The organism is Runella sp. SP2, from assembly GCF_003711225.1.
Lineage (GTDB): Bacteria > Bacteroidota > Bacteroidia > Cytophagales > Spirosomataceae > Runella.
Genome location: NZ_CP031030.1, coordinates 2,435,100 through 2,461,395, shown reverse-complemented (window position 1 = coordinate 2,461,395; position 26,296 = coordinate 2,435,100). Strand labels below are relative to the sequence as shown.

The 26,296-nt window shown below is 43.8% G+C and carries 21 protein-coding genes; 13 read left to right on the top strand and 8 right to left on the bottom strand.

Annotated elements, in window-relative coordinates; genetic code table 11:
* Nucleotides 1–16 precede the first annotated feature (16 nt).
* The 13 genes from DTQ70_RS10410 to DTQ70_RS10350 all read left to right on the top strand — a co-directional run bounded on the left by DTQ70_RS10410 (nucleotide 17) and on the right by DTQ70_RS10350 (nucleotide 17,264).
* Nucleotides 17–1,156 (top strand): alpha/beta hydrolase, encoded by a 1,140-nt coding sequence (locus tag DTQ70_RS10410; RefSeq protein ID WP_229600110.1) that lies wholly within the window; start codon nucleotides 17–19, stop codon nucleotides 1,154–1,156.
* 143 nt (nucleotides 1,157–1,299) lie between these two features.
* A complete protein-coding gene (locus DTQ70_RS10405; RefSeq protein WP_122930746.1) occupies nucleotides 1,300–2,595 on the top strand; it encodes an MFS transporter in 1,296 nt (431 codons plus the stop codon).
* The gene (locus tag DTQ70_RS10400) at nucleotides 2,595–3,590 is read left to right on the top strand and encodes a zinc-binding dehydrogenase (RefSeq protein ID WP_122930745.1); all 996 of its coding nucleotides are present in this window, start codon (nucleotides 2,595–2,597) and stop codon (nucleotides 3,588–3,590) included. The genes DTQ70_RS10405 and DTQ70_RS10400 overlap by 1 nt, the downstream gene beginning before the upstream one ends.
* 469 nt (nucleotides 3,591–4,059) lie before the next feature.
* Nucleotides 4,060–6,357: a glycoside hydrolase family 3 N-terminal domain-containing protein gene (locus DTQ70_RS10395; protein WP_122930744.1), complete on the top strand. Its 2,298-nt coding sequence runs from the start codon at nucleotides 4,060–4,062 to the stop codon at nucleotides 6,355–6,357.
* Nucleotides 6,358–6,598: 241 nt separating this feature from the next.
* A complete protein-coding gene (locus tag DTQ70_RS10390; protein ID WP_229600109.1) occupies nucleotides 6,599–7,573 on the top strand; it encodes a sensor histidine kinase in 975 nt (324 codons plus the stop codon).
* The gene (locus DTQ70_RS10385) at nucleotides 7,570–8,325 is read left to right on the top strand and encodes a LytTR family DNA-binding domain-containing protein (protein ID WP_122930743.1); all 756 of its coding nucleotides are present in this window, start codon (nucleotides 7,570–7,572) and stop codon (nucleotides 8,323–8,325) included. Before DTQ70_RS10390 ends, DTQ70_RS10385 begins: the two co-directional genes overlap by 4 nt.
* Nucleotides 8,326–8,443: 118 nt before the next feature.
* Nucleotides 8,444–9,838, top strand: coding sequence for a DUF3500 domain-containing protein (locus DTQ70_RS10380; RefSeq protein ID WP_229600108.1), 1,395 nt, complete (start codon nucleotides 8,444–8,446; stop codon nucleotides 9,836–9,838).
* A gap of 49 nt (nucleotides 9,839–9,887) precedes the next feature.
* Nucleotides 9,888–11,090 carry a HupE/UreJ family protein gene (locus DTQ70_RS10375; RefSeq protein ID WP_122930741.1) on the top strand — a complete coding sequence of 401 codons (1,203 nt, stop codon included), beginning with the start codon at nucleotides 9,888–9,890 and terminating at the stop codon, nucleotides 11,088–11,090.
* A 59-nt stretch (nucleotides 11,091–11,149) separates the two neighbouring features.
* On the top strand, nucleotides 11,150–13,396 hold the full coding sequence (locus DTQ70_RS10370) for a TonB-dependent receptor (protein WP_122934347.1): 2,247 nt from the start codon (nucleotides 11,150–11,152) through the stop codon (nucleotides 13,394–13,396).
* Between the two features lie 36 nt (nucleotides 13,397–13,432).
* Nucleotides 13,433–13,822 carry a Dabb family protein gene (locus DTQ70_RS10365; protein WP_164489962.1) on the top strand — a complete coding sequence of 130 codons (390 nt, stop codon included), beginning with the start codon at nucleotides 13,433–13,435 and terminating at the stop codon, nucleotides 13,820–13,822.
* 96 nt (nucleotides 13,823–13,918) lie between these two features.
* Nucleotides 13,919–15,670 (top strand): ABC transporter ATP-binding protein, encoded by a 1,752-nt coding sequence (locus DTQ70_RS10360; RefSeq protein ID WP_122930739.1) that lies wholly within the window; start codon nucleotides 13,919–13,921, stop codon nucleotides 15,668–15,670.
* A 73-nt stretch (nucleotides 15,671–15,743) separates the two neighbouring features.
* Nucleotides 15,744–16,670, top strand: coding sequence for a nucleoside hydrolase (locus DTQ70_RS10355; protein WP_122930738.1), 927 nt, complete (start codon nucleotides 15,744–15,746; stop codon nucleotides 16,668–16,670).
* Nucleotides 16,671–16,808: 138 nt separating this feature from the next.
* Complete coding sequence (locus DTQ70_RS10350; protein WP_122930737.1) at nucleotides 16,809–17,264, top strand: hypothetical protein; 456 nt, start codon at nucleotides 16,809–16,811, stop codon at nucleotides 17,262–17,264.
* Nucleotides 17,265–17,325: 61 nt separating this feature from the next.
* Here DTQ70_RS10350 and DTQ70_RS10345 read toward each other — a convergent pair whose 3' ends face one another.
* From DTQ70_RS10345 to DTQ70_RS10310, 8 genes are all read right to left on the bottom strand, one after another.
* Nucleotides 17,326–18,552, bottom strand: coding sequence for an MFS transporter (locus DTQ70_RS10345; protein ID WP_122930736.1), 1,227 nt, complete (start codon nucleotides 18,550–18,552; stop codon nucleotides 17,326–17,328).
* Nucleotides 18,553–18,779: 227 nt separating this feature from the next.
* Nucleotides 18,780–19,829: a winged helix DNA-binding domain-containing protein gene (locus DTQ70_RS10340; RefSeq protein ID WP_122930735.1), complete on the bottom strand. Its 1,050-nt coding sequence runs from the start codon at nucleotides 19,827–19,829 to the stop codon at nucleotides 18,780–18,782.
* Between the two features lie 44 nt (nucleotides 19,830–19,873).
* Nucleotides 19,874–20,773: a carbon-nitrogen hydrolase family protein gene (locus DTQ70_RS10335; RefSeq protein ID WP_122930734.1), complete on the bottom strand. Its 900-nt coding sequence runs from the start codon at nucleotides 20,771–20,773 to the stop codon at nucleotides 19,874–19,876.
* 16 nt (nucleotides 20,774–20,789) lie between these two features.
* Nucleotides 20,790–21,383, bottom strand: a complete 594-nt coding sequence (locus DTQ70_RS10330) for a GNAT family N-acetyltransferase (protein ID WP_122930733.1) — start codon at nucleotides 21,381–21,383, stop codon at nucleotides 20,790–20,792.
* A 179-nt stretch (nucleotides 21,384–21,562) separates the two neighbouring features.
* The gene (locus DTQ70_RS10325; RefSeq protein WP_122930732.1) at nucleotides 21,563–21,961 is read right to left on the bottom strand and encodes a ketosteroid isomerase-related protein; all 399 of its coding nucleotides are present in this window, start codon (nucleotides 21,959–21,961) and stop codon (nucleotides 21,563–21,565) included.
* Between the two features lie 7 nt (nucleotides 21,962–21,968).
* Nucleotides 21,969–22,829: an Rpn family recombination-promoting nuclease/putative transposase gene (locus tag DTQ70_RS10320; protein ID WP_122930731.1), complete on the bottom strand. Its 861-nt coding sequence runs from the start codon at nucleotides 22,827–22,829 to the stop codon at nucleotides 21,969–21,971.
* Nucleotides 22,830–22,921: 92 nt separating this feature from the next.
* A complete protein-coding gene (locus DTQ70_RS10315; protein ID WP_122930730.1) occupies nucleotides 22,922–23,710 on the bottom strand; it encodes a hypothetical protein in 789 nt (262 codons plus the stop codon).
* Nucleotides 23,711–23,810: 100 nt separating this feature from the next.
* Nucleotides 23,811–26,294, bottom strand: a complete 2,484-nt coding sequence (locus DTQ70_RS10310) for a prolyl oligopeptidase family serine peptidase (protein ID WP_122930729.1) — start codon at nucleotides 26,292–26,294, stop codon at nucleotides 23,811–23,813.
* Nucleotides 26,295–26,296: the final 2 nt, after the last annotated feature.

The following is a 26,296-nucleotide window of genomic DNA, read 5'->3' as shown; positions in this document are numbered from 1 at the left end:
AAAAACTACTTACCAAATGAAAAAGTTATTTTTTGCCATTGCACTTTTTGCACTGCAAGCCCCCATTGGGGGTGGGGGTTTGGGGGCGCAAAACATTTCTAAAATCGACTCAGGTGCCATCGACGGGGCGCGGTATCGCATTCTTCTTCCTGAAAATTGGAAAGGAAAACTCGTCATGTACGCCCACGGCTACGAATTTATGGGTTCAAAGCCGCGCCAAAGTCAAGACCCTGCTTGGCTCAAGCGAATGACTCCATTTTTGGAACGTGGCTATGCCGTAGCCGCTTCTGATTACAAAATTCAGGGGTTGGCCTTGGTGCAAGGAGTGGACGATACGGAGGCTTTGCGTCAATATTTTGTCAAAACTTACGGTCAGCCCGATTCTACCTTTATGGCAGGCCATTCGATGGGAGGCGGAATTACGTTGGCTACCCTCGAAAATTTTGGCCAAAACTACCAAGGGGGACTCCCCATGTGCCCGTTGGCGGGAAGAATATACCTCCAAACCCGCAAAGAATTTGACATGTTTGCTACTTTCAATGGACTTTTTCCTGGCATTGCGACCTCATTGCACGAGATTTTTGACGTGTCAAAACCAAAAGAACCCATGCCCATGTTTGCGGCATTTCGGAAAGCAGCTACCATGAAAAAAGCCATTTTCGCCAAAGATTCATTACTTGCAGTGGAATTTGCCAAACATTTTGACATGAAGCCCGATGACCTTGCTTTTGCCTTGGCGTTTGGTGAGGGCGTACTGCGAGACATTGCCCAAAAAGCAGGCGGAAATCCGTACGACAATACCAATACCGTCTATGGCCGTTTTCCTAATGCGTTAGAAGTCAATCAAAAAGCCGAACGATTAGCCGCTACCGTAAGTCAGAATACTTTGTTTGATAAATACGACCGTACGGGCAATATAAACAAACCTGCGTTGGCTTTGCATACGATGTACGACCAGTTGATTCCTGCCGATTTGGCCATTGTGAGCTACGAAAACTTACTTCAGAAACAAGGTAAACAGGCTTATTTTACCGTAAAATATACCAATGGGCAAGGCCATTGCAATTTTACCGACAAGCAAACGGGACAAGCATTTGACGAGTTAAGAGCTTGGGTGAAATCAGGGCAAAAAGCGAAGGCTGGCTTCGTGGAGTAGCGTTATTTGTTATCCGTTAATTGTTAATCGTGGTGATTCGTAGTTGAGGCTAGACAGTTGCTTACCTTATGACGAAATAGCAGTCGCTTGGCTCTGCCGAGTGACGACTATTAAGAGGCTTCCAGCCTCAATAAAAGAATGATATGAATCCAAATCAGGAACTTGCTTCTCGCTCCATGTCACGTTTTCAGTGGCTGATGGTGGCGATTTGTTTTATTTTAAACTTCAATGACGGCATCGATGTACTCATTGTCTCTTTTTCCAGTACTGAAATCATCAAAGAATGGGGACTTTCCAAGGTTGAAATGGGCTATATCTTTAGCGCGGGCTTGGCAGGGATGACTTTAGGTTGTTTTTTGATTGCTCCCTTGGCTGATAAACACGGACGCCGACGAATTTTCCTCATTTCAGTAGGGATGATTACGATTGGTATGTTTGGGGTTGGTTTTGGGCATCAATATAGCCTGATGCTCCTGTTTCGTTTCATAACAGGACTTGGCATTGGGGGGATTTTGCCTACCATGGCGGCTACGGCTGCTGAGTTTTCCAATAAAAAATACCGCGATTTTAACGTAGGATTGGTGCAGGCAGGCTGGCCGATTGGGGCAATCTTGACGGGGCTTTTTTGTGCAAAATACATTCCAGTGTACGGCTGGCATACAGCCTTTTTGGTGGCAGGAGGCATTTCATTGCTGATGTGGTTATTGGTGTATTTTTACATGACCGATTCGATTGACTACATGCTCCAAAATTCAACTACGGATACGTTACTTTCTGTTAATCGACTGCTGAAACGAATGGGGCTTCCAAACTTAGAAGCGCTGCCCGTTGTAGTCAAAAATCAAGAAAATGTGGGAGTAAAAGCGTTGTTCTTGCCTCATTATAAGGACAGTACCATCAAAGTATGGGTGGCGGCATTCTTTGGTTTCCTAACACTTTATACCCTGATGAGCTGGGTGCCAACCATTGCCAAAGACTCGGGTTTGCCGTTTGAATTGGCAACTTGGGTGGGGATTATGCTCAACATTGGGGCTGCTTTTGGCTCAGCCTCCGTGGGTGGAATTGGTAGCCGTTTGGGGCTTCGTCAAACCATTCTGATGTTTATGTTAATCGCCTTTGGGGTGATGCAGGTCTATGCGTTTTCAACCCTGACGACTGGGTTAATTTTTGGCTTAGTACTCCTGATTGGCTTTTTTGTGCAAGGAGGTTTTAATGGAATTTGGCCAACGCTATCTCGACTGTACGACACCCACCTCCGCGCTACGGGCGTTGGATATACCGTTGGAATAGGCCGAGTAGGGGCAATTTTAGGGCCACTTCTTTTTGGCTATTTTTCCGACGCGGGCATGGGTATTAATGCCTTGTTTGTGGCGTTTTCTATTCCATTGTTAGTCATGGGAGCTTGTATTTGGGCCATAAAGTCTGATAAATTAAAATAATGAAAGCAGCATTTTTAGAAGGACCCAAAAAAATTGTTCAACGCACAATTGATACTCCCGAGCCTAAAGCTGGGGAGGTACGAATTAAGCTTTCCAAAGTGGGGATTTGTGGCTCCGATGTACATTTGTTTTTGGGTCATCGCAGCCTATCTAAACCGACCATCATTGGGCATGAAGGGCTGGGTATGGTTGATAAAGTTGGAGAAGGGGTTATAGGTCGAAAAGTAGGGGAAAGAGTAGCCGTTGAGCCCAATATTCCCTGCCAACGTTGTAAATTTTGCCAAAGTGGACGCGGGTATATTTGCTCCAATAAACGCGTAGTGGGTCTGCTCGAAAACGGTTGTTTTGCCGAATACGTCTGCCTCCCATCAGATTTTGCGTGGTCTGTTCCAGACGAAATTTCGGATGAGGACGCCGTTTGTATCGAACCTATGGCAGTGGGTGTTCACGCCCTCTTTTCGTCCTCTGCCAAGCCAGGAGATACCATTGCAATTGTGGGTTTAGGAGCAATTGGCCTGCTTTTGAACCACCTTGCGCTGCGTTTAGGGTATCAGGTTTTGGTGACTGAAATTAACCAAAACAAATTGCAAAAAGCTGTTCAAGAAGGGGCAATTGCGGCCAATGGAGATGCCGAAACTTTGCTTTCAATATGGACGGCTCAGGAGGTTGTCGCTGTGTTTGAATGTGCGGGTTTGGCCGCGACGGCGACTTTGGTTGCTTCAGCGGCACCGAGAGGAGCGGAAATCGTTTTGGTAGGACTTTCTGAAAAGCCTGCGGAGTTTGTTCCTCTAAAAATTGCAAGAGAAGGAATAACCATTGTGCCTTCCATTATTTATCATCACCCAACTGATTTCAAACGAACCATTCAATTGATACAACGAAAAGTAGTTTCTCCAAGTAAAATTATCTCAAGTTTTGCTCCATTTGGCGCACTGCAAACTGCGTTAGAGACAGCGTCCAAAGGAGGGGAGAGCAAAATAGTTGTGACGATGTAGTGTAATTAACGCGAACTTTTCAAGATAAGTACTTGGTTTTGTGCCTCATAGAGGCTTAACATTTGTAGAATAATGAGGGGTTACCCAATCTTGTGTACCTACGGCACACTAAAATAAGAAAATAGGCCCCTATAACTACAAAGAGGTAGTGCCTAAAGGCACATTTCTTGAAAAGTTCGCGGTACAGTTATACATTTATCTATTTTTTAGATTGTGGTGACCGTGCTGACTGTGCTGAGGGTTTCTCAAAACCCGATTTTACCGTGCAAAGGGTTGCTCACAACCCGACTCTCTGTGCTGAGGGTTGCTCAAAACCCGATTTTTACGTGAAAGAGGTTAGTCGAGCCAATTGCCCCATCTGCCGATTCTTCCACCCAAATCATGGATTTACCAATTACAAAATTGTGCTTTTTGGAGAATATAAATTATCATTGTATCGAAATGATACATTCAAATTGACCAAACACCAATGAATAAAATTACCCTTTCAGGTTGCTTATTTTTAGGCATCATTACCACCACTTTGGCCCAACAAAAATGGTCAGAAACTTCCCAAGCAGGGTTTACTCTTGTCCAAAATCAGGGAGGTAAAGCACTGGGCTATGCGCCTGCGTCGGGAGTAAAACTTTTGACGATTGATGGCTTTGCTTTCAAGGATTTAAACAAAAACGGGAAGCTTGATAAGTACGAAGATTGGCGTTTGTCAGACAATGAGCGCGCGAAAGATTTAGCCTCAAAATTGACCGTAGAGCAAATTGCGGGTTTGATGCTTTACTCGTCGCATCAGTCGATTCCTGCCCGTGCTGGTGGTTATTTTTCAGGGACTTACAACGGAAAGCCGTTTAAAGCGGGTGAAACTGATCCCACTGACCTGACCGATCAGCAAAAGAAATTTTTGGCCGACGATAACCTCCGACACGTGTTGATTACGACCGTCCAGAGCCCCGAAATTGCTGCTAAATGGAACAACAAAATGCAGGCGTTTTGCGAAAGTGTTGGACTGGGGATTCCTGCCAACAACAGTTCTGACCCACGCCACGGTACACGTTCGCGCGCAGAGTACGACGCCGCATCGGGAGGAGAGATTTCGATGTGGCCAAGTTCGTTAGGAATGGCAGCTACGTTTGATCCGATATTGGTAGAAAAATTTGGTAAAATCGCAGCGGCTGAATACCGTGCTTTGGGCATTACCACGGCACTTTCGCCCCAAGTTGACATTGCAACCGAGCCTCGCTGGTCGCGTTTCAATGGTACTTTTGGCGAAAGTCCGCTACTTTCTGCTGCTTTGGGACAAGCATACTGCGAAGGTTTTCAGTCGGCTGATTGGGGCTTGATGAGTGTCAATGCCATGGTAAAGCACTGGCCAGGAGGAGGTTCTGGAGAAGCGGGTAGAGATGCCCACTACGCCAACGGAAAGTTTGCGGTGTATCCTGGTAATAATTTCGACGCTCATTTGATACCGTTTACCGAGGGCGCGTTTAAGTTAAAAGGAAAAACAAAAATGGCGTCGGCGGTCATGCCTTACTACACCATTTCGTGGAATCAGGATAAGAAAAACCACGAAAACGTGGCCAACAACTACAATAAATACCTCATTACGGACTTGCTTCGTACCAAATACGGCTACGACGGCGTGGTGTGTACCGACTGGAACGTAACCAAACTTCACACGTCGATGGACTCGTTTATGGACGGGAAATCGTGGGGTGTTGAAAACCTAACGTTGGCCGAACTACACTACAAAGCTTTGATGGCGGGCGTTGATCAATACGGCGGGGTCAATGATATGAAACCTATTTTGGACGCGTATCAATTGGGCATAAAAGAATACGGTGAGGCCAAAATCAGGGCACGGATGGAGCAATCGGCGGTTCGTTTGTTGAGAAATATTTTCCAAGTAGGAGTGTTTGAAAATCCTTACCTCAATCCTGAACAAACAAATGCCACAGTTGGAAAGCCTGAATTTATGAAAGCAGGCTACGAAGCACAGTTGAAGTCGATAGTTTTGTTGAAAAATCACGGACAAGCATTGCCGATTGCCTCCAAAAAGACAGCGTACGTACCCAAACGTTTTGTGGCCGCGAGCCGCAATTTCTTAGGAATGGAAACGCCCGCGTCGGAGGATTATCCTGTAAATATGGAGATAGTCAAAAAATATTTTAACGTTACTGACAATGCCGACGAGGCCGATTTTGCCCTTGTTTTTATCGAAAACCCTAAAGCAAACATTGGGTATGATAAAGAAGATGTAACCAAAGGAGGCAATGGCTACATCCCAATCAGTTTGCAGTACAATGACTATACGGCCACCGACGCCCGCGAAGTGAGTATTGCGGGGGGCGATGCGCTAGAAAACTTTACGAATCGTTCGTACAAGGGAAAAATGGTAAAAACGCCCAACAACACTGATATGAAATTGGTACAAGATACCAAAGCCAAGATGAAAGGGAAACCTGTGATTGTATCGGTCAATACCACCAATCCGATGGTGTTTTCGGAAATAGAGCCTGCGGCGTCCGCGATTTTGTTGAGTTTTGGAGTGCAAGACCAAGCCATCATTGAAACCATTGCGGGTAAATCAGAGCCATCGGCTTTGTTGCCAATGCAAATGCCGTTGGACATGACAACCGTCGAAAAACAGGCAGAAGACGTTCCTTACGATTTGACCTGCCACAAAGACACCGATGGAAACGTTTATAATTTTGGATTCGGGCTCAACTGGAAAGGGGTGATTAAAGATGCACGCGTGACGAAGTTTAGAAAATAACCCTTCGTGCCAAGGGTTGCTCACAACTCGCCCAAAGTGTGTAAAGGGTTGCTCACAACCCGCCCGATACAAAAAAGCAAACGATTTTACAAAAAGCGTTCAGTTTGAAATGTATTCAACTGAACGCTTTTTACCTATTTAGATTCACTGGCCATTTTTTCCTTTTCACGTATATTTACCTTCGTGGTTTGAATAAGAAATAACGGATTTCAGTTATTAGCGTAAAGCTTGATATTTCAGAATGACGAAGAAAAGATTTGTGTGGGGAATCGCCCTCTTTGTGGCATCGTTTGTCAATTTCCCCATCGTATTTATCAACCTCCCTCGATTGAACCGTCCCATCGTTCAATTGGATATTTTTTTGCAAGTAGCGTTCAGTGTTGCCTTTGCAATGGGATTTATTCAATGGATTTATGAAGCCACAAAGAAAAACGAAGTGGCAACTAAGCAGTGGGTAGGAGCTGGGATTATACTATCGGCGTATAGTGTTGGTTTGACATTGGCGAACTATTTTATCATTGGTTTGCCCCTCAAAACGGGAGGAACGGTCGTGGTTCGCGGCGTATTGATGGCAATTATTGCTTACTTTTTTAGCCGTTTTATGACCGAAGCGGAGAAGAAAAATGAGGTTTTGCTGGAAAATGAGCAGCTAAAACATGAAAATGTATTGGTTCAACTTAACTCCCTTAAAAACCAACTCAACCCGCATTTTTTGTTTAATTCTCTCAATACCCTTAGCTGGCTTATCAACGAAGACAAAGCCAAAAGTCAGCGGTATCTCCAAAAATTATCGCAAGTACTTAGGTATTCGTTGACAATGCAAGAACAGTCGCTGGTAATGCTCAAAGAAGAAATGGATTTGGTGGATAGCTATATTTTTCTTTTACAAATGCGCTTTGGGAATAACCTCAAAATTTATAAAAACGTAGATGCGCAGGCTCCCGTCAAAATACCACCTCTTTCGATTCAACTGTTGATTGAAAATGCCATCAAACATAACGTCATCTCCTCAGCAAACCCGTTGAGTATCTTTGTTGAATACCAGACAGATAGTCAACAAATGTTGGTTCGAAATTCTTTAAATCTGAGGCCGAATTCGGAGGGGACGGGAATTGGATTGGCCAACCTCAACCAACGTTTTAAATTGTTGACTCACTGTGAAATTGAAATCAAACAAGGGGAGGAATTTTGTGTTGTTTTACCATTAATACCATGAAGATAGTCATTGTGGAAGATGAGCCAGCGGCGGCAAGTCAATTGAAATTTTTGTTGCGAGAAATAGGCGTGGAAGACCCCGTCGAAACGGTCATTGAAAGCGTAGAAGAAGGTATAAAATGGTTTACGTCTCATCCCAGTCCCGACTTGATTTTTTCGGATATTCAACTAGCCGATGGAATTTCATTCGACATCTACGAACAAGTGCATCTCAAAACTCCCATCATTTTTACAACGGCTTTTGACGAATACGCCATTCGGGCATTTAAACACAACAGCGTTGATTATTTGTTGAAACCCATCGATGAAGATTCGTTGCGTTTTTCGATTGAGAAATTTCAAAACCAGCAGCTGATGCAACAAGAACGTTTGAATGAATTGATTCAGCAGCAGGTTTTTATGCCTAAAGCGTATCGCAAAAGCTTTTTAGTAAAATTTAGAGATAAATTACTTCCCATCAAAACCGAAGAATTTGCCTACTTTTTTATAGACAATGGCTTGGTGTATGGGCAGTTATGCGATGGTCGAAAGCTAGTGATTGATTTTAAATTGGAAGACTTAGAAGGCCAACTCGACCCCGCCGAATTTATCCGTGCCAATCGGCAATATATTCTTTCGCGGGAAAGTGTCGTAGAAATAGAATCGCATTTCAACAGTCGTGTCAACGTAAAAGTGCAACCCGTAGCAGGGTTTCCTATCATTATTAGCAAAGAAAAAGTAACGCCTTTCAAAAAGTGGCTTGAAACGACCTAAATCGACGATTCACTTGTCGTTTTTTCCTTTTCACTTTCAAATACTTCCTTTAACTCAACACCGAATTAAAAAGGTGCGTCTAATCAATTGAAACCAAATTCAATTGATTAGTATGAAAATGAATCATTTTCTCGCCAGTGTTTGTGTAAGCACTTTTGTTTTGTTGATTGCTTGTAGTAAGTCAACAGACGATCCTACTCCAACAACTTCAACAGCGACGGTAACTGCTCTTAGCTGCGTTTCAGTTACTTTCTCAGGCATACCTCAAGCAAGTGCCGCTTTCACGGGAACAGCCACCGTGCCCTACACGGGAGGCAATGGTGTGGCTTATTCGGCGGGTTCGGGGATTGCCTCCACGGGGGTTACAGGCTTGACCGCCACGTTAGCATCAGGAACTTTGGCGTCGGGAGCAGGTTCAGTGACCTATGCCATCACAGGTACTCCCTCAGCTAGTGGAACAGCTTCATTTGCTATTTCATTGGGTGGTCAATCGTGCACGTTGTCGCTTTCGGTCTCAGCCGCAGGTTCGTCGTCGGGCACAGGCACGGCTTGGGCAATGGATACCGACATTGCGGCTATTGTGGCAGCTGCCGAGGCGTTTAAAACTACATTAACATCCTCTCAGTTGACCTCAGCACAATATACTTATACCGTTGCCCAAGCCAAACTCTGGAGCAATTTGCCCCAATCATTGTACAAAGGACGTGTAGGATTAGCTTCAAGTACGTTCTCTACCGCGCAATGGACGGCTTTCTATAACTTAGTGAAAGTAGCTACGGGAACAGGAGCTAACGAAGGAAGTGAAGAATATGCAGGGATTATTGATGCGGATGACTATCTGAGAGCAAACGGCGGTGACAGCGGCTATGGCTCAGGTAATTACTACATTGGGATTCTAGGAACGCCAAGTACAACGGGTTTGTGGTGTTTGCAAATTGGTGGTCACCACGGAACTATTATTCATACCTACAATGGGGGTAAAATGACAGGTGGCACACCGTCGTTCCGCTCAACAGAGCCGTATCCAACTTGGACATCGACGAACACAGGAAAAACGGTACAACCTTTGGTGCAAGAAACAGCGGCATTGGCTAATTTTATGAAAAGCCTAAGTACCGCCGAACTAGCTACGGCAAAGCGTTCGGCGGCGCAAAATGATTTGATTGTTGGTCCTCAAAAAGACGGCAGTTTCCCAGCCACTAAAACGGGAGTAAAAGCTGGAAACTTGACGACGGCTCAGAAAGATTTATTGTTGGCCGCGATTAAAACTTATGTCGATGATTTGGATGACAAAGCAGCCGCAGCAGTATTGGCCAAATACAAATCCGAGCTAGACGAAACCTACGTTTCTTATTACGGAGGTACAACCATGGCAGCCCAAGGTGATTATTTGTTGATTGATGGCCCAAGTGTATGGATTGAATGGTCGATGCAAGGCGGAATTATTATCAGAAATGGTGTTCACCCTCACTCAGTCTGGAGAGATAGAAAATCAGATTATGGTGGAAACTAGGCCCTTCACTCCCCTCGTTTTCTCCTCCTCATTGGGGAACGGAATACGAATGATATTGGTATTGGTATTTTTGTTCCCCCAATGGGGGCCAGGGGGCTCTCTCTCTGCCCACCCCATGCCCAATTCAATGGTAGTGTTAAACATCCACGAAAAGCATATTTCGGGTGAGGTTTTGTTGCCTTTAAGTGAGCTTCAATCTGCGGTTGGAATGAGTGTCAACGACCATTCTGAGCGATTGGTTGAGCGGCTAGGCGGGGCGCTTCGTGAGTATCTGATGAAACACATACGTCCTAAGAGTTTTGAAGGGGTAGTGTGGAAAGTTACGGTGGGGGAGATGCAGCTATTAGAGAGTAACAACCCCATCGTAGGTACGTACAAAGAGTTGGCCGTTGAGTTTGAAATGACCCCTCCGTCTGGCTACGACTTGCGCAATTTTTTCTTTGATTATGATGTCATCTTGCACCAAGTGGCAAGCCACAAAGCCTTGATTCATGTCAAGCAAGACTGGGCGCAGGGATTGGTGCGAGAAGATACCCTGACCCAACAGATTGGGGTCATTGAATGGGATGCTGTAAATAATAAATTGAATCCGTTTTTGGTGAGTTTACAACAAGGAAGCCGCTGGAAAGGATTTATCAACATGGTGCATTTGGGCATCGACCATATCGCCGAAGGTACTGATCATCTATTGTTTGTTCTTACGCTTCTTTTTCCAGCGATGCTGGTTGCTTCAGATGGACGTTGGCGTAAACGTTTAGCGCTGAAAGCCAGTTTGTTGAATCTTCTGAAAATTATCACGGCGTTTACCGTTGGGCATTCACTGACTTTACTCATTGGGGCGCTTCAATGGTTGCATTTTCCTGCGAAGCCCATTGAAGTGCTTATCACTATCACGATTTTGGTGGCGGCATTTCATGCGTTGAAACCCATTTACCCCAAACGAGAAGTACTCATTGCGGGATTGTTTGGATTGGTTCATGGCCTTGCCTTTGCCGAAACCCTCACCAATCTTGAGTTATCGACTACCCAAATGGTACTGAGTATTTTAGGGTTTAATGTGGGTATTGAGCTAATGCAATTGGCGCTCATCGCTGTGGCATTTCCCCTGTTGTTTTTATTGGCAAAAACCTCCTTTTACGGCCCTATACGTACTGTAGGAGCAGTGATGATGATGATTTTAGCATTTGCTTGGATGGTGGAACGAGTACAGGAAAGTCCCAATTTTGTGACTGAATGGTTGGCTAGTTGGTGAAAGTAACATCTTCGGTCACTAACTTTGCCGAACTTATTTTCAAACATTATTTTAAATTCATGAAAAGATTTATTGCCACACTACTTGTTCTTCATTTAAGTATTTATGTTGCATTCGCTCACCTAGGCAGTGTCGTCGGGAGGGTCATTGATAAATCGACCAAACAACCGATTGTAGGAGCTACCATCGTGGTGGCGGATTCTAAAAAAGGAGCAACGACGGACGCGACAGGCTTTTTTCAAATCAACAATTTAGAACCCAATGCGTACCGAATTGAAGTCTCATTTGTAGGGTATTCGGCACTTAGTCAATTAGTAACAGTGAAGGAGGACCAAACTGTAAACCTGGAGTTTGGACTGACCGAATCACAAATCCAGTTGAGTGAAGTGAAAGTATCGGCCTCGAACCCGCAGCACCAACAAGTAATATCAAGCCTTGACATAAAAACACGTCCCATCAACAATTCTCAAGAAGTGCTGCGCATTGTGCCAGGGCTGGTCATTGGTCAACACGCAGGTGGAGGCAAAGCTGAACAAATCTTCTTGCGCGGATTTGACATCGACCACGGAACGGATATTCGTCTGACGGTGGACGGCGTACCCATCAACATGGTGTCGCACGCACACGGCCAAGGGTATGCCGATGCGCACTTTATCATTCCAGAATTGATTGAAGGGGTGGATTTCAAAAAGGGGCTATACGACGCTGACAAAGGAAATTTTGCCACGGCAGGTTGGGCCAATTTTCGTACCAAAACAACCTTGGAACGCAGTTTTGCCAAAGCCGAAGTAGGGCAGTTTAACACCTATCGGTTGGTGTCGGGGGTTAATGTACTGAAAACCAACCAACACAATGCCTATCTTGCGGGTGAATACAGCTACTCGGATGCGTATTTTGAAGCGCCTCAAAATTTTAACCGAATCAATTTGTTGGGAAAATACCACGGGCATTTAACCCAAAATACCAACCTGACGCTGACGGCTTCGACTTTTTGGAGCAAGTGGAATGCCTCGGGTCAAATCCCTGACCGCTCAGTGGCCGATGGCTCGATTGGTTTTTTTGGAGCAATTGACCCTAACGAAGGAGGAGAAACTAGCCGCACCAATGTCAACGCGGAATTGGTGACATTGACGAAGCGCAATCACGTATGGAAGAATCAGTTATTTTATTCCAATTATAATTTTGAACTGTATTCAAACTTTACTTTTTTCTTGGTTGACCCTGTGAACGGTGACCAAATTCGCCAAAAGGAAGGCAGAAATTTGTGGGGCTATAACTCCAATTATTCAATAGGCCACGTCATTGGCGATAGACAAGCCACCTTAAATGCGGGGCTTAACTATCGCCACGACCTTACCAACGGTTCTGAATTGTCGCGGACAAAAGACCGCACGCAATTGTTGGAAGCCATCAAATTGGGCGATGTCAACGAAGCCAATGTAGGCGTGTATGTGGACGAAACCATCCAATTAAGCCCACGCCTGTCGGCAACGGCGGGGGTGCGTTTTGATTATTTTAACAACCAATACCTCGACAAACTCCAAAATAATACGAAATTTAAAGCCAATGCAGCCATCGTTTCGCCCAAATTGAACGTATATTATACCTACAACCCCAATGTGCAGTTGTACGTCAACCTCGGCAAAGGTTTTCATTCCAACGACACCCGCGCAGTGGTGGCTCAAAACGGCTTAGAAGTTTTGCCAGCCGCTTACGGTTCTGATTTAGGGGCAATTTGGAAGCCATTCCCGCGAATGCTCCTTAACGCCTCGTATTGGTATTTATGGCTTAACCAAGAGTTTGTCTATGTGGGTGATGCGGGGGTAGTGGAGCCTTCGGGCAAGTCAGTGCGCAAAGGTGTGGACGTGTCGATGCGTTATCAATTATCGAAAAAATTGTTCTTTGATTTGGATGCCAACTGGGCCAAACCACGCGCCGTAGGTGAAGCCGAAGGACAGAATTATCTGCCTTTGGCCGTTAATTTCACGAGCGTAGGTGGATTAACTTTAAAAACAGAACAAGGTTTTAGTGGCAGTTTACGTTATCGTTATATAGGCAACCGACCTGCAAATGAGGACAATAGCATTGTGGCCAAGGGCTACTTTGTGACGGATGCCTTGGTGAATTATTCCAAAAATCGTTTTTCAGTAGGTTTATCGGTGCAAAATATGTTCAATACCCAATGGAAAGAAACCCAATTTGCGACCGAAAGCCGCCTTCAGAACGAAACGGAGCCTGTGGAAGAAATCCATTTTACCCCAGGAACGCCATTTAATGCCAAGTTGAGCATTAGTTGGCAGTTTTGAGTTTTTTTGTTCTAACCCATGTTTTACTCTACCCTAATGAAACCGTCTCGTTTTCAAGTGGTTGCTTTTGCTTTAAGCTTAGCACTGCTGCTCGGCCTGTACGGATTTGCCTCTTACCAGCAATCCGAAAAACTGTACAAACATGCAGTAACGGTGACGTTCAAATCAGGAACGTCTGACACGCAAATCGGCGTGGTTGATAAGTCTTTTAAAGGATTAGCTAAATTAAAAATGGTTCGGTCGTACGAATGGGGTGTAGTAGATGACGCCAAAGACCCCGACCACGTAAAGCATGTCTATGTTTTTACGTTTGGAGATAAGAACGACCTGCCGCTCTACGGTGCTTCTCCCGAACACCAAGCGCATATGAAAGTAGGTGCTGAGTACATTGAAGCAGTAAGTGCGGTGCAGTATTTTCAGCAGTAAACGCATCTTTTAAATAAAGAGCGGCTAGTTCATTTATTTGAATAGCCGCTCTTTTTGTTTTAGGAACATAATCGGCTAGGTTGGTGTTTTGCTCCCATGGATATACTTTACCGCTACCTCCGACCTTATTGGAAACTTATTTTTGTGGCCTTGACATTGGCTGCTATTAACCAAATCTTCTCCCTGCTCGATCCCTACATTTACCGCTTGGTTATTGATCGTTATGCGTCGCACATCAAGGATTTCAACGAAAGCGATTATATATGGGGCGTTTTAAAATATGTTGGGATGGCAATTGGAGCCGCAATGGTTTCACGAATTGCCAAAAATTTTCAAGATTATTTTATTAGTGTAATTACCCAGCGCGTCGGTACGCAGATTTATACCGATGGGATTAAACACTCGTTGGCTTTGCCTTATCAAGTGTTTGAAGATCAAAGAAGTGGGCAAACGTTGGGCGTTTTACAAAAAGTCAAAACCGATACCGAACGCATGATTACGTCGGTTGTGAACGTCGTTTTTCAATCGGTGATTGGTATTACGTTTGTGATTTTTTACGCCTTGAGCGTGTATTGGCCTATTGCGCCTGTTTACTTTTTGACCATCCCCATCATTGCGTGGTTGAGCTCAGTGCTGAGTAAACGAATCAAGAAAATTCAAACCAAAATTGTGGCCGAAACAACCGCTTTGGCGGGAAGTACGACGGAATCGTTACGAAATATTGAGTTGGTGAAAAGTTTGGGACTTACCGACCAAGAAGTAAAGCGTTTGAATGGAAATACTGAAAAAATTCTGGCATTAGAACTCCGTAAAGTAAAATTTGTACGGACGCTTGGGTTTGTTCAAGGTACAACCATTAATTTTCTGCGAAGTTGTATTGTTGCGCTGATGCTTTGGCTTATCTTTAAAGAGGTGCTAACGATTGGGCAATATTTTTCACTTTTATTGTATTCATTTTTTATATTTGGCCCACTTCAAGAGCTGGGAAATGTGATACAATTGTACCGAGAAGCAGAGGTGTCTTTGAATAATTTTCGTGAAATTTTGAGCCGCCCCATTGAAGCTAAACCTGCCAAGCCCGCCACGCTGACAAAAATTGGAAAAATTGATTTTCGGGGTGTTTCATTTAAACATTTGACCGCTTCGAGAACGGCGTTACAAGATGTTAGTTTTGAGGTTAAAAAAGGAGAAACAATTGCTTTTGCGGGGCCTTCGGGAAGTGGTAAAACAACGCTCATAAAACTGTTGGTAGGCTTGTATGATCCCGAGCAAGGACACATTAAATACAACGGAATAGATAGCCGAGAAATTGACAAAGATGAGTTGCGTGAGCAAATAGGCTTTGTGGCACAAGATGCCCAGTTGTTTTCAGGTACCATCCGCGAAAATCTTCAGTTTGTAAAGCCATCTGCTACCGATGCCGATTGCTTAGATGTCTTGAAAAAAGCAGCGGCTTATTCGCTTTTAAATCGTGCTGATAATGGCCTAGATACCGTGATTGGGGAAGGAGGAATGAAAGTTTCGGGTGGAGAAAAGCAGCGTTTGTCTATTGCAAGGGCGTTGTTAAGAAACCCCAATTTGTTGATTTTTGATGAAGCTACGTCAGCGTTAGATTCATTAACCGAAGAAGAAATCACGCAAACAATTCGTGATTTATCGAATAATGAGCAGCATATTACCGTTCTTATTGCCCACCGTTTGAGTACAATTATGCACGCTGACCGAATTTTTGTTCTTGAAAAAGGAAAGATGGTAGAAGCGGGAAATCATGAAGATTTGTTGGCTCAAAAAGGACTCTATTACGCCATGTGGCGCCAGCAAGTTGGAGAAAGCGAAACGATTGGGTGACGATTTCGACATTCGTTTACTTGAAAATGAAAACAAACAAAAATCAGATTAGTGTACATTAATGAAATAGCCAATGAGACATTTGTTGATTGATACAGACACAGGTTCGGACGATGCCGTTGCGTTGCTGATGGCGATGAAATCGCCTGATGTAAAGGTAGAAGTAATAACGATTGTGGCGGGAAATGTTCCAGCCGATAAAGCCTTACAAAATGCGCTTTATATGGTCGATTTATGCCAGTATGAAACGAAGGTATATTTGGGTGCAGAAAAGCCATTAATTCGGCCTTTATTTACTGCTCAGTTTGTTCACGGAGACGATGGAATGGGCGACATTGGGTTGGATTTAAAAGGACGTAAACCGTTGGAAGGACACGCCGTAGATGCCATCATTGATACCGTAAATAAGTTTCCTAATGAGATTGAAATCATTACGTTAGGGCCGTTGACAAACATGGCATTGGCTTTGGCAAAAGCACCAGAAATTGCCTCTAAAATAAAATCGTGTGTTATTATGGGAGGTGTTGGTTTGGGGTATGGGAATATCACGCCTGTATCCGAATACAATATTTGGGTGGATCCAGAAGCTGCTCAAATGGTGTTTCAATCGGGAATGAATATGACAATGGTAGGCTGGGATATTTCAATAAAATATGCGGCGTTTGACCAAAAAGCAACGCAAGAATTAAGGGATATTCAAAAGCCTTTGGCCGATTTTGTGGTGGATATTCAAGGCGCAAAAGCACGTTTTACTTCGGAAATAACAGGGGCAATTGGCTTTGATTTACCAGACCCAATAACCGTCGCTGTTGCGCTTGACAGAACAGTCGCAACTGACATCAAAAAACTGTACGTTGAAGTTGTTTTGGGAGAAGGGCTTACCCGTGGACAAACCATTGTAGATCATACAAATATTCTCAAGCTAAAACCAAACATGGAAGTTGTTTTAGAAGCATCGAGAGAGAAATTTTTAGCCCAATTATATGGCTCGTTTGATTAACATTGCTTTCTGACAAATAGCTTAAAATGGAAAGTCAAAAAAATGGCTTTTCATTTTAATTTAAAGAAAAATTGCTTTGAAATGTTATTTTTTTACCTTTGTGGTTAAAGTAATTTTAACATATATTAAAAAATAACAATGAAAAAGAAAGAAATTAAATTCTTCACACAAGAGGATAATTTTGTCGAAAAGACAAGAGTAGTTAAAGAGGAAGTTTTTGTTCCTGAAGCACATATTACTTCAAATGGTAAATTGAGCTTACCTTTACCTACCCTCGAATTTTTGGGCGTTGAATCTACTTTGACAGCTCGTTTTAAAGTAGGTGTAGATCAAAACAAGAAAGGTTTTGTAGGCCTTTATCTTATTCCTTCAGACGAAAGTGATCCAACTGCCTTCGAGCTTGTTAAAATCGGCCGCGGTTTTTCATTGTTGTTGAAAGGTATTTTTATCAAATTGGGATTGGCTTACAGAACAACTGAATTCCATTTCACAATTAAAAAAATAGATTTGGACGGAATCGGAACGGGCTTTTTTGCAAAGCTTGTTGACGAGAAACCTCGCACCAAAAAAGGCGATGACGGAGACGAAGATTAATCTCTTTATCTCATTTCTTTGTTTAAAAAGTAAAAGCCACCCAATCGGTGGCTTTTACTTTTTATTTATTTGTATCCAGCATTAATTTGACCCGATACATCATTCCGATACAAAGTAGTGTAATGGTTGAAGTGACAATTCCGAGGGTATCATAGTGTTCAAGTGGACTAAAATTTGTTGGCTGAACCACAATTAAACCCGCAATAAAAGAGGCTATTCCACCCGCTATTTGTTGTAAAGATGAATTCACACTCATAAATGCTCCTCGGTCTTGCGGATTGGGAATCGCCGATGTCATGGTCGTAGCGGGTACCATTCTACTCATAATCCCAGCCATCATTGAAACGTTAAAAATAATAATAGCCCAGAGCGGTATAACGGGTAAGCGCGTATAAATAAGCACCATAATAACCATCCAAACGGAGGCAATTGTGAATAAATTAAACTTGTTTATTCGGTCGCTCAAGCGCCCAATCATGGGCATCGTAATCAAGGTACTAATGCCTGCTACCATAAAAATAATGGGCAATTGCTGTTGGCTTACTTTTAAGTTATTGACAGCATAAACACTACCAAAAGGCATCATCATATAACCGCCAATGGCCAATAATGAGGTGGCCAAAAAACCAATTCGATAATCACGTTTTGCGATGGTATGCCACAAGTGAGACAGGGCATTTCGCTCCGATTGAATGGCCAAGTGAGCGGTGATAGGTTGTAGTATTTTCAAAATGACAACGGCCAATATAATGCTCAGACCGACTATCATAATAAATGGCGCTTGCCAGCCCCAGCCATTGGCCAAATATAAACTGATGGGGATACCCAAAACCTGACTTGTCCCGAATCCCATTTGGACAAAACCCATGACGCGCCCGCGTTGTTGGAGCGAGAATAAATCGGTGATAATAGCCATGCTAATTGAGCCAATAACGCCACCGAATAAACCCGTAATGATGCGAGCGGCGACGATGGTTTCGTAAGTGGGTGCCAACCCACAAAAAAGTGTCCCGATGATAAAACCCGTATAGAAAAATAAAAGTAGCTTTTTACGGTCAAATTTGTCAGCAAAACCTGCCGTCAATAAGCCAGAAATTCCCGCACTAAAGGCATAACTCGAAACGACAAAACCGAATTGGGTTGGAGAGATTTTCATAGATTTCATCAATGAATCTCCCAAGGGAGACATGACCATGAAATCTAAAACTACCGTAAATTGAGTGAGTGCTAGGAGGGTAATAACAATTTTTTGGTAAGATGTAAAAGTTGTTGTTTGGGGTGCTTGCATGTGTGATGAATGAGAGGAAATTAAAAGGATAAATAGGCTTACTACCTTGTTTGAAAAGTAGTACGATATTTTTTATCCCGCAGATAAACGCAGATTAAAATTCAACGCGGATTGGCGCAGATAAGCTCATTAGCCGAATTAATCACCCAAAATCTGCGGTTATCTGCGGTTTTAGAATCAGCGTAAATCTGCGGGTAAATTATAAAGAAACTTAATAAACAACGTACTTACGTCAATTCTTTTCCTAAAAAGGACGCAAATTCCTTGACGGCTTTGGCCAGCGGAGGGTCGGTTATTGTATCAGAAAAAAAGTGAGTTTGAATGTTTACTTTTTCTTTTTGGAAAGTTCTACTCCAAAGCCCTTTGACTTGTCCATTGACGACAATAATGGGTTTGAAGATACCATTGGCGGTAATGGCCGTCGAAACGTTTGATGAATCGAGGGAGGCGGCTCGGTTTTTGTAGCTTACCATAAATTCGTCGAAAGCAGGAAGCAAAAAAGTGGAGGGTTGTAATGCTGTTTGGCTGTTAGGTAAAAACCAATACGTTTGCCCTTCAATGGTTTCGGATACGAACTCACTTTTGACGGACTCCAGACCCAACTTAGCATCGCTGATTTTTAAGCCCGACCACCATCCAAAATCTTGGAGAGTGGCGGGGCCGTGACTACGGAAATAACGACGAGCCAAAAGCCCTAAAGATTCTTCTCGGGTATAGCTAGGTGCAGGGGCTACTCGTTCTTCGAGCAAGGCATAGGTGTTGTTCTTACCGTTTTGTTTACCGCTGCAAAGAACTCCATTAAGTTCGGCGTGAATCAAAATGAGCGAACTACGTCCCGCTGAAGTATTTATTCCAGCTAATTCTAAATGTACCATTAATTCGGCTTTGGTAAGGTGCTTATCACCTTCAACGGCTTTGGCTAATAACTCATCTGTGAGATTCAATAAATCACTGCTCAATTCCATTTTTCGGTTATAATGCGCCGAAATTTGATGGATATGCGGGGCAGTCAGGGCGAGCATCCAGCGAATATCTTTGGGCGAAACAAGGTGCCAAGTGGGGCGAAGAATATGGGTTCGTAAAATTAAACCTTTGTCAAGTGCTTGCTCTATTGTTTTGTCAGTAGCGTTTTTGGTACGAATCCCCACTGCCCATTTGGACATGGGATAGTCTTGGGCTTGAATGGCGCCCAAAAATTCTACCGCATCTTGGGGTTGTTGGAAACCCTTGTCAATGATTTTTTGATTGATTAATCGTTGATGGGCAATGTTTATCATGGCTTAGTTGTTAGGTGTTAACCCTATTTTTTGCAAGAAAAAACTTAAATCAACCGCTTAATGAGCTTTATTTCATCGCTGATAAGCTGAGTATGAAGGCGTTGGTGGTCTTTGTGATTAAAGACTTGTCCATCTGTGCGGACGGCTTCGATGAGCGAAAAATCGAGCGTTTCTACTAACCAGCCAGCTTGTTGTGGAGGTGTTTGAGTAACGATACCTTCCTCGGGCAGGTTTTTATCGGGAGGGCAGTACATGGCTGTGTAGCCAAAATTAATGTCCACCGCTGGCGACCACTCGGCATTTCCGATGGTTTGTGAAACGGCAATATACGCTTGATTTTCTAAGGCCCTCGCACGTGCGCCTACATGAACGCGGGTAGCGCCACGGATAGTTTCGGTACAACTTGGTGCGAGGATAAGAGATGCACCCGCAGAACAAAGTAACTGTGAACCAATGCCAAATTCGACATCGTAACAAATTTGAACGCCAAAACTTCCCCAATCTCCCTCAAAAAGTGTAAGTACCTTTGGGGCAGATTGAATGCCCCATTCTTCGTCCTCAAAACGCGTCATAAAAAACTTGTCTTGGTAGCCAATCAGTCCTTTTGGTGAAAAAACAAAAGCGCGATTGTAAGGCTTGCCATCTTCGACAACTGGGAGGCTGGGCGCAACAATACAAACTTGGTATTTACGGGCTAAATTCTCAAAAACTTGACAGAAATCCCCCTGCAAGGTACTTAATTCAATTACTTGTTGGCGAATGTCCTGGCGGATTTCGGGCGAAAGAATGCTTACTATTTCCATCGAACCGTATTCAGGGAAAAGAAGCAATTGGGCTTTTTGTTGGGCGGCCTGGGCTACCCATTTCTCGGTATGAATCACCCATTCGTCCCAATTTTTATGTTCGGTAATGGGGTATTGGGCGGTGGCAAGGGTGAGGGGCATTGATGAAAAAGCAATTTTATAAGCGATGTATCCAATAAATCATTGGCTTTACGGTAGGGGCAGTGTCTCCGAGGTCGAGCCATTCAAAGGAACTTTGCAACGATGGTTCTTTTTCGTAGCCTCGTTTTAGCCAAAATGCGTCGTTTGGACGATAGTTCTCTGGTTGGGCGGGGTGGTTGTCACGAACTACGGCGCAAAAACAAGTGGTTGTAAATGTGCCAAAACTACGCGCGTGGGCTTCACGTTCGTCAAAAAAACGATGTCCTAAGCCCAATCCACGGTAAGCAGGTAAGAGAATACTTTCACCAAAATAAAAAATGGAATGAATGTCAAATCCTGCTTCTTCAAAGGGAAGTCGTACCTCGGGGGTTTCGTCGGCCAAAGGAATGCAGGTGGTAGCACCTACCATTTCGGCGCCGTCGTACACGGAAAACAAAAACGAACGTTCTGAATTTACGTACGTTTGAAGGTATTCTTTTTCGTGTTCGAGCGTGCCTTCATAGAGATAAGGAAAATCGCGAAAAACGGCGATGCGTAATTTGCCAAGCCCCTCAAATACCGACGCAATTTCAGCGCCGCGTTTGGTCTCAAAAGAAAGTGTTGTTTGCATTTTATTGTAAAGGTCAGAAGGTAGTGTATTCGGACAGACGATAGTCAGACCGAATGTGATTTCTAATCTTCGACTAGAGTTTACGGTCTGACTATCGTCTGACCTATTGAATACCCAGGTCAGACGAAGGTCAGACCGTGTATTTTATTGTAAAGGTCAGACGATAGTCAGACCGTGTATTAAGACACTAATTTAATCCAAAGAGGTAAGTTATAATAGGTAGTAACGCGGGTGATTTTTCCCTCTTTTACTTCTAAAAATGCACCAGCGGGTAATACGTATTTTTGTCCGTGGGCGGGTGGGAGACCTTCTTCTGCTTGTTTGTAGGTGCCATTTACGACAAATTCGGCGGCAATACGGGTGTCGTCCGACGATGAAAAGAAGACCATGTCAGACAAAGTTTCGTCGTAAGCATCGTCCATTTTCTGCATAAACTCAGTGAATTTTTCATTTCCGATGCGGACTTCTCCTTGGTTAGGCTCGTGCCGAACTTCGGGATGGAGCAAGTCTAACATTCCTTGCCAATTTTTCTGGTTAAAGTGGGCGTAATACTGTTGAACGATTTCTAGTGCAGTCATTTAGATGCTATTTTGATTCATTAATAATGCTTATTACTTCTTCTTCGGCTAATCCAACGATTTTTGAAAGTATTGAAATGGATAAACCTTCTTGTTGACCATTGAGAATAATTTCTCTGGCTTTTTCCAATTTTCCCTCTTCTTTGGCTAAATCCAAAGAGTTTTTAAGATCACGATAGTACTTTAAGCTATCTTCGTAGGACAGAATTTCTTCTTTACTAAATTTGGCGATTTCAGCTACGTCAAAAAGGCGTTCAAAAATCTTCTCTTGTAATTTTTCAGGGATTTTTTCCAGACGATTAAGGTTTCGCAAGACATAAAGCCATTTCTCAAATCTAGTATCCAACTCCTCCAAACTTTTTTGAAATTTGGGCATTTCTAAGTAAATGAAGGTAAGCTTGTTATAAAATACTCTACAGGTGTGAATATCAGTTAATTTAACATCATAACGATATTTGTTTTTATCGGTTTTGTCCTCATCAAATACAAAGTCTAAAATGGCAATAGTATAAACTGCTTTCAATTCATAATTCCAATCTGATTGTTTTGCTTGCTCACGAATTGGGAAGGTAGAGTAATAAAGCGTTCGGTCTTTGAAGAAATTTTGTTTGGACTTTTGAAGCTCAACTATAAATTTTTCGCCACGTTCGTTTTCGCAATATAAATCGAAAATAGCTTTACGATCACTCTCACCTAGTCCAAGATGTTCATTTTTTAGATAGGTAAGATTTTTGATTTTACCTTCTTGCTCTTTTAAAAGCTCATTCAGAAAATCGAGAAGTAAGTCCTTATTGGGTTCTTCGCCAAAAAGTTTTTTGAACCCAAAATCTGTAAAAGGATTTATGTATTTTTCGGCAATGATGGACATAAGCACAAAGTATATTAGGCAAATTTATTCAAAACAATAGCGATTGCCAAACCAAAAGCCCCAGCAACCTATGCTGAGGCTTTTGGTTTTAATTAGCCCTTGGTGCGGTACAGGGTTCCGTTTTCTACTACATACAGCATTCCATCCATGGCAACAATAAGGTTGACTTCGCTAAGTAAACCTTTTTCGCCAATTTGTTGATAAGCTCCGTTTTTATCAGTTCTGAAAAGTGTTCCATCCTTTTCTACACTCCACAAATAACCTCCATCAGCCACCATCGCAACGGTATTGGCCCAGTCTCCGACTTTACCTACTTGTTGCCATCTTAGCAATCGTATATTGGTTTTATAGAGTGTCCCTTTCTCGATGGTCCACAAGTGATTGTCCATTGACTCCAACATTTCTGCTTCGCCAAACTCGCCATTGGCCCCGATTTGTGTCCAAGAACCATCTTTGTTGGTTTCGTAAAGCGTTCCATTTGTTTCAATGCTGTAGAGCTTTCCGTTGAGAGAAACCATGCCAGCTGTTTCTTTCCAATCACCTTGTTTCCCAACCCTTTGCCATGTACCTGCGCGTGGATTGGTACGGTATAAGTCTCCGTCTTCAACAGTCCAAATTTCGCCGTCCATGGCAACCAAGAAATTAGCATTGTCAAATTCACCTTTTGCCCCGATTTGTTCATAATTTCCGTTTTTATCGGTTCGGAAAAGTGTACCATTTTTTTCAATGCTGTACAAATAACCATTCATCGAAACGACATCAAGGGTATTTTCCCAATCCCCTTTTTTGCCTACTTGTTCCCATCGTTGCGCAAGGGTAAATTCAGTGGTGGTAAGTAGTAAACCAACCAAAACAAGCGTGTAAGTAAGTAACGTTTTCATTAAAGTATGTGAGTTTATGATTTCGGTGGTAAATGTACCAAAGAAAAACCCTAGTCCTTGCGAACTAGGGTTAACTTGTAAAAAAAACGATAATAATGGTCTATTTTTCTCCTGACATTTTACCCGTTTTTGAACCTGTATTTATGGCAGAAGCATTTTTTACGTATTTATCTAGCCACCCGCCCATTTCATGCAACATGTGCAAAAGGGATTCTTTGGCGGTATAACCGTGGCTTTCGTAGGGTAAAAAGACCAATTTGGCGGTTGCGCCCATTCCTTTCAACGCATTGTAGTAACGTTCCGATTGAATGGGGAATGTCCCCGTGTTGTTGTCGGCTTCTCCGTGAATGAGCAACAATGGCGTTTTCATTTTGTCGGCATTCATAAACGGTGACATTTTGTTGTACACATCGGGAGCTTGCCAGTAAGTACGCTGTTCGTTTTGGAAACCAAACGGCGTTAATGTACGGTTGTAAGCGCCAGAACGCGCAATGCCTGCTTTAAATAAGTTGCTGTGAGAGAGTAGGTTGGCTGTCATAAAAGCGCCGTAGGAGTGCCCGCCCACGCCAACACGGTTGGCATCAACGACGCCCAGACGCACGCCTTCGTCGATGGCGGCTTTAGCACTTGCCACAAGTTGTTCTACGTAGGTGTCGTTTGGCTCTTTGTCGCCTTCACCTACGATTGGAATGGAAGCATTTTCGAGAACGGCATAGCCCATCGTCGCAAAAGCTGCGCCAGTCCAGTAACTAATGCGGTTAAATTGGTGCGGTGAGCCACTTACTTGACCCGCAGCAGCGGCGCTTTTAAACTCGGCAGGATAAGCCCAAAGGAACGAAGGAAGCGGTCCATCTTCTTTTTTATAGCCTGGAGGCAAAAGCAACGTAGCGGTCAAATCCACACCATCGGAGCGTTTGTAGCGAAGTTGTTGTTTCTGAATACCTTTCCATTGCGGATAAGGATGCGGGAAAAACGTTACTTGCGTAAGCGCGGGTTCGGCGGGCTTTTTGCCCTTTTTAGGTGCTGGATTTAGGTTACGGATGAAATAGTTTGGTTGTTCCTCTTGTGATTCACGTGAAGTGAGAATCAACCCTTTTTCGGCGTTCAAAATACTGATAGGGCGCTCAAAATAAGGAGCTTCCGAACGCCAAAGACGTTTGGTTTGCTTGGTAGCTAAGTTAAATACATCCACAAAAGGACGGTCACCTTCGGGCGAAGAACCTTGGCCTGTGAGGTAAATGTCGTTGGTAGGAGTAATGTCCAAAACTCTTTCGCCGTATTGGTTTTTCTTCAATTCGGGCGTACCTGGGTTGTTATAGCGATCTTCTGACGAACGGTCGAACAAAACAACTGGGTTGGCAGGACTGCTTGGATTGACCAATTTGGTAATGGTTTTACGAGTGGCATACCAGCGTTCTGAGAAAAGCGCCGTTTGGGCATTTCCCCACGTCACACCGCCAAAGCGGAAAGCAGCCGCGTAAATTTCTTTAGGTTCGCCCGTAAATGGTGCATCTGATGTCAAAACTACGTCACGAATGGCCACCTTCTTTTTAGGGTCACCACCGTCGCGTGCTTCTACCCAGTAGAGGGTAGCAGGGGCGTCGTTGCGCCAATTGTGTCCACGCTGTCCCGAAGGTGCGGCATCAGGGCCCCAAGGAACGTTTTCGAGGAGTGGAATGTCGATTTGTGTTTTTACAAACGTCCCATTTGCTTCGTAAATATCGACTTTCGATGGAAAGCGATTGACGGTCACTAAATAAGAAAACGGTCGATGAATAGTTTCGAGCAAAACATACTTTCCGTCGGGTGAAGGAGTAGAAGTAGCGATTATCCCAACGTTTCCTATTGGTTGCAGGCTTCCGTCGAGTCCCAGCTTCATGGCTTGTGAAGTTGCGTAATACTCAAATTGCTTTTCGTCCGATGGGTTTTTGAGCAAATCTTGGAAAGTTGCCGCTTGGGCTTTGGTTCCAAGGTTTTCTTGAACGGTAGGCCCCGTCGGTACGCGGCTGATTTCTGGAGCGGCACCACGACTGGCAGGAATCCCACGAATGATAAACGATTGGCTGTCGGACAACCATTGGTAAGGAACTCCTAAAACGGCGTTGAGAGCAACGTCGCTTACTTTGCGCGCAGCAGCAGTATTGATGTCTAAAACGTATAACTCAATTTTAGCGTCGGTCGTGTTGGTAAAAGCCACCTTGGTTTCGTCGGGCGACCACTGAACGTTTGACAACTGTGGGTTGGTGGGTAAACCTGTCACCTGTACGTCGGTGGCATTGGCAGCTACGCGGCGGAGCTTGAGGTTGTTGATAAACACGGCGCGACTAGGGCCGCTGGTAGCAGGGTTGATGCGCAAACCTGCCAATCGAAGTTCGGGTTGAGAAAGTTCGGCGATGGTAGTTGTGGAGGTATTTCGTTCCGATACCAACATCCATTGGCCTTTACTATCGACACTGACCGAAGGAGTAGGAGGAGCCGTGACCAAATCGGCAAGGGCTTTGGGCGGTAGCTGGTACCCCGCATTGTCTTGGGCAAAGGCCGAAAAACCGACCAAGCACCCGACAAAGAATAGCGCTTTTTTCATGG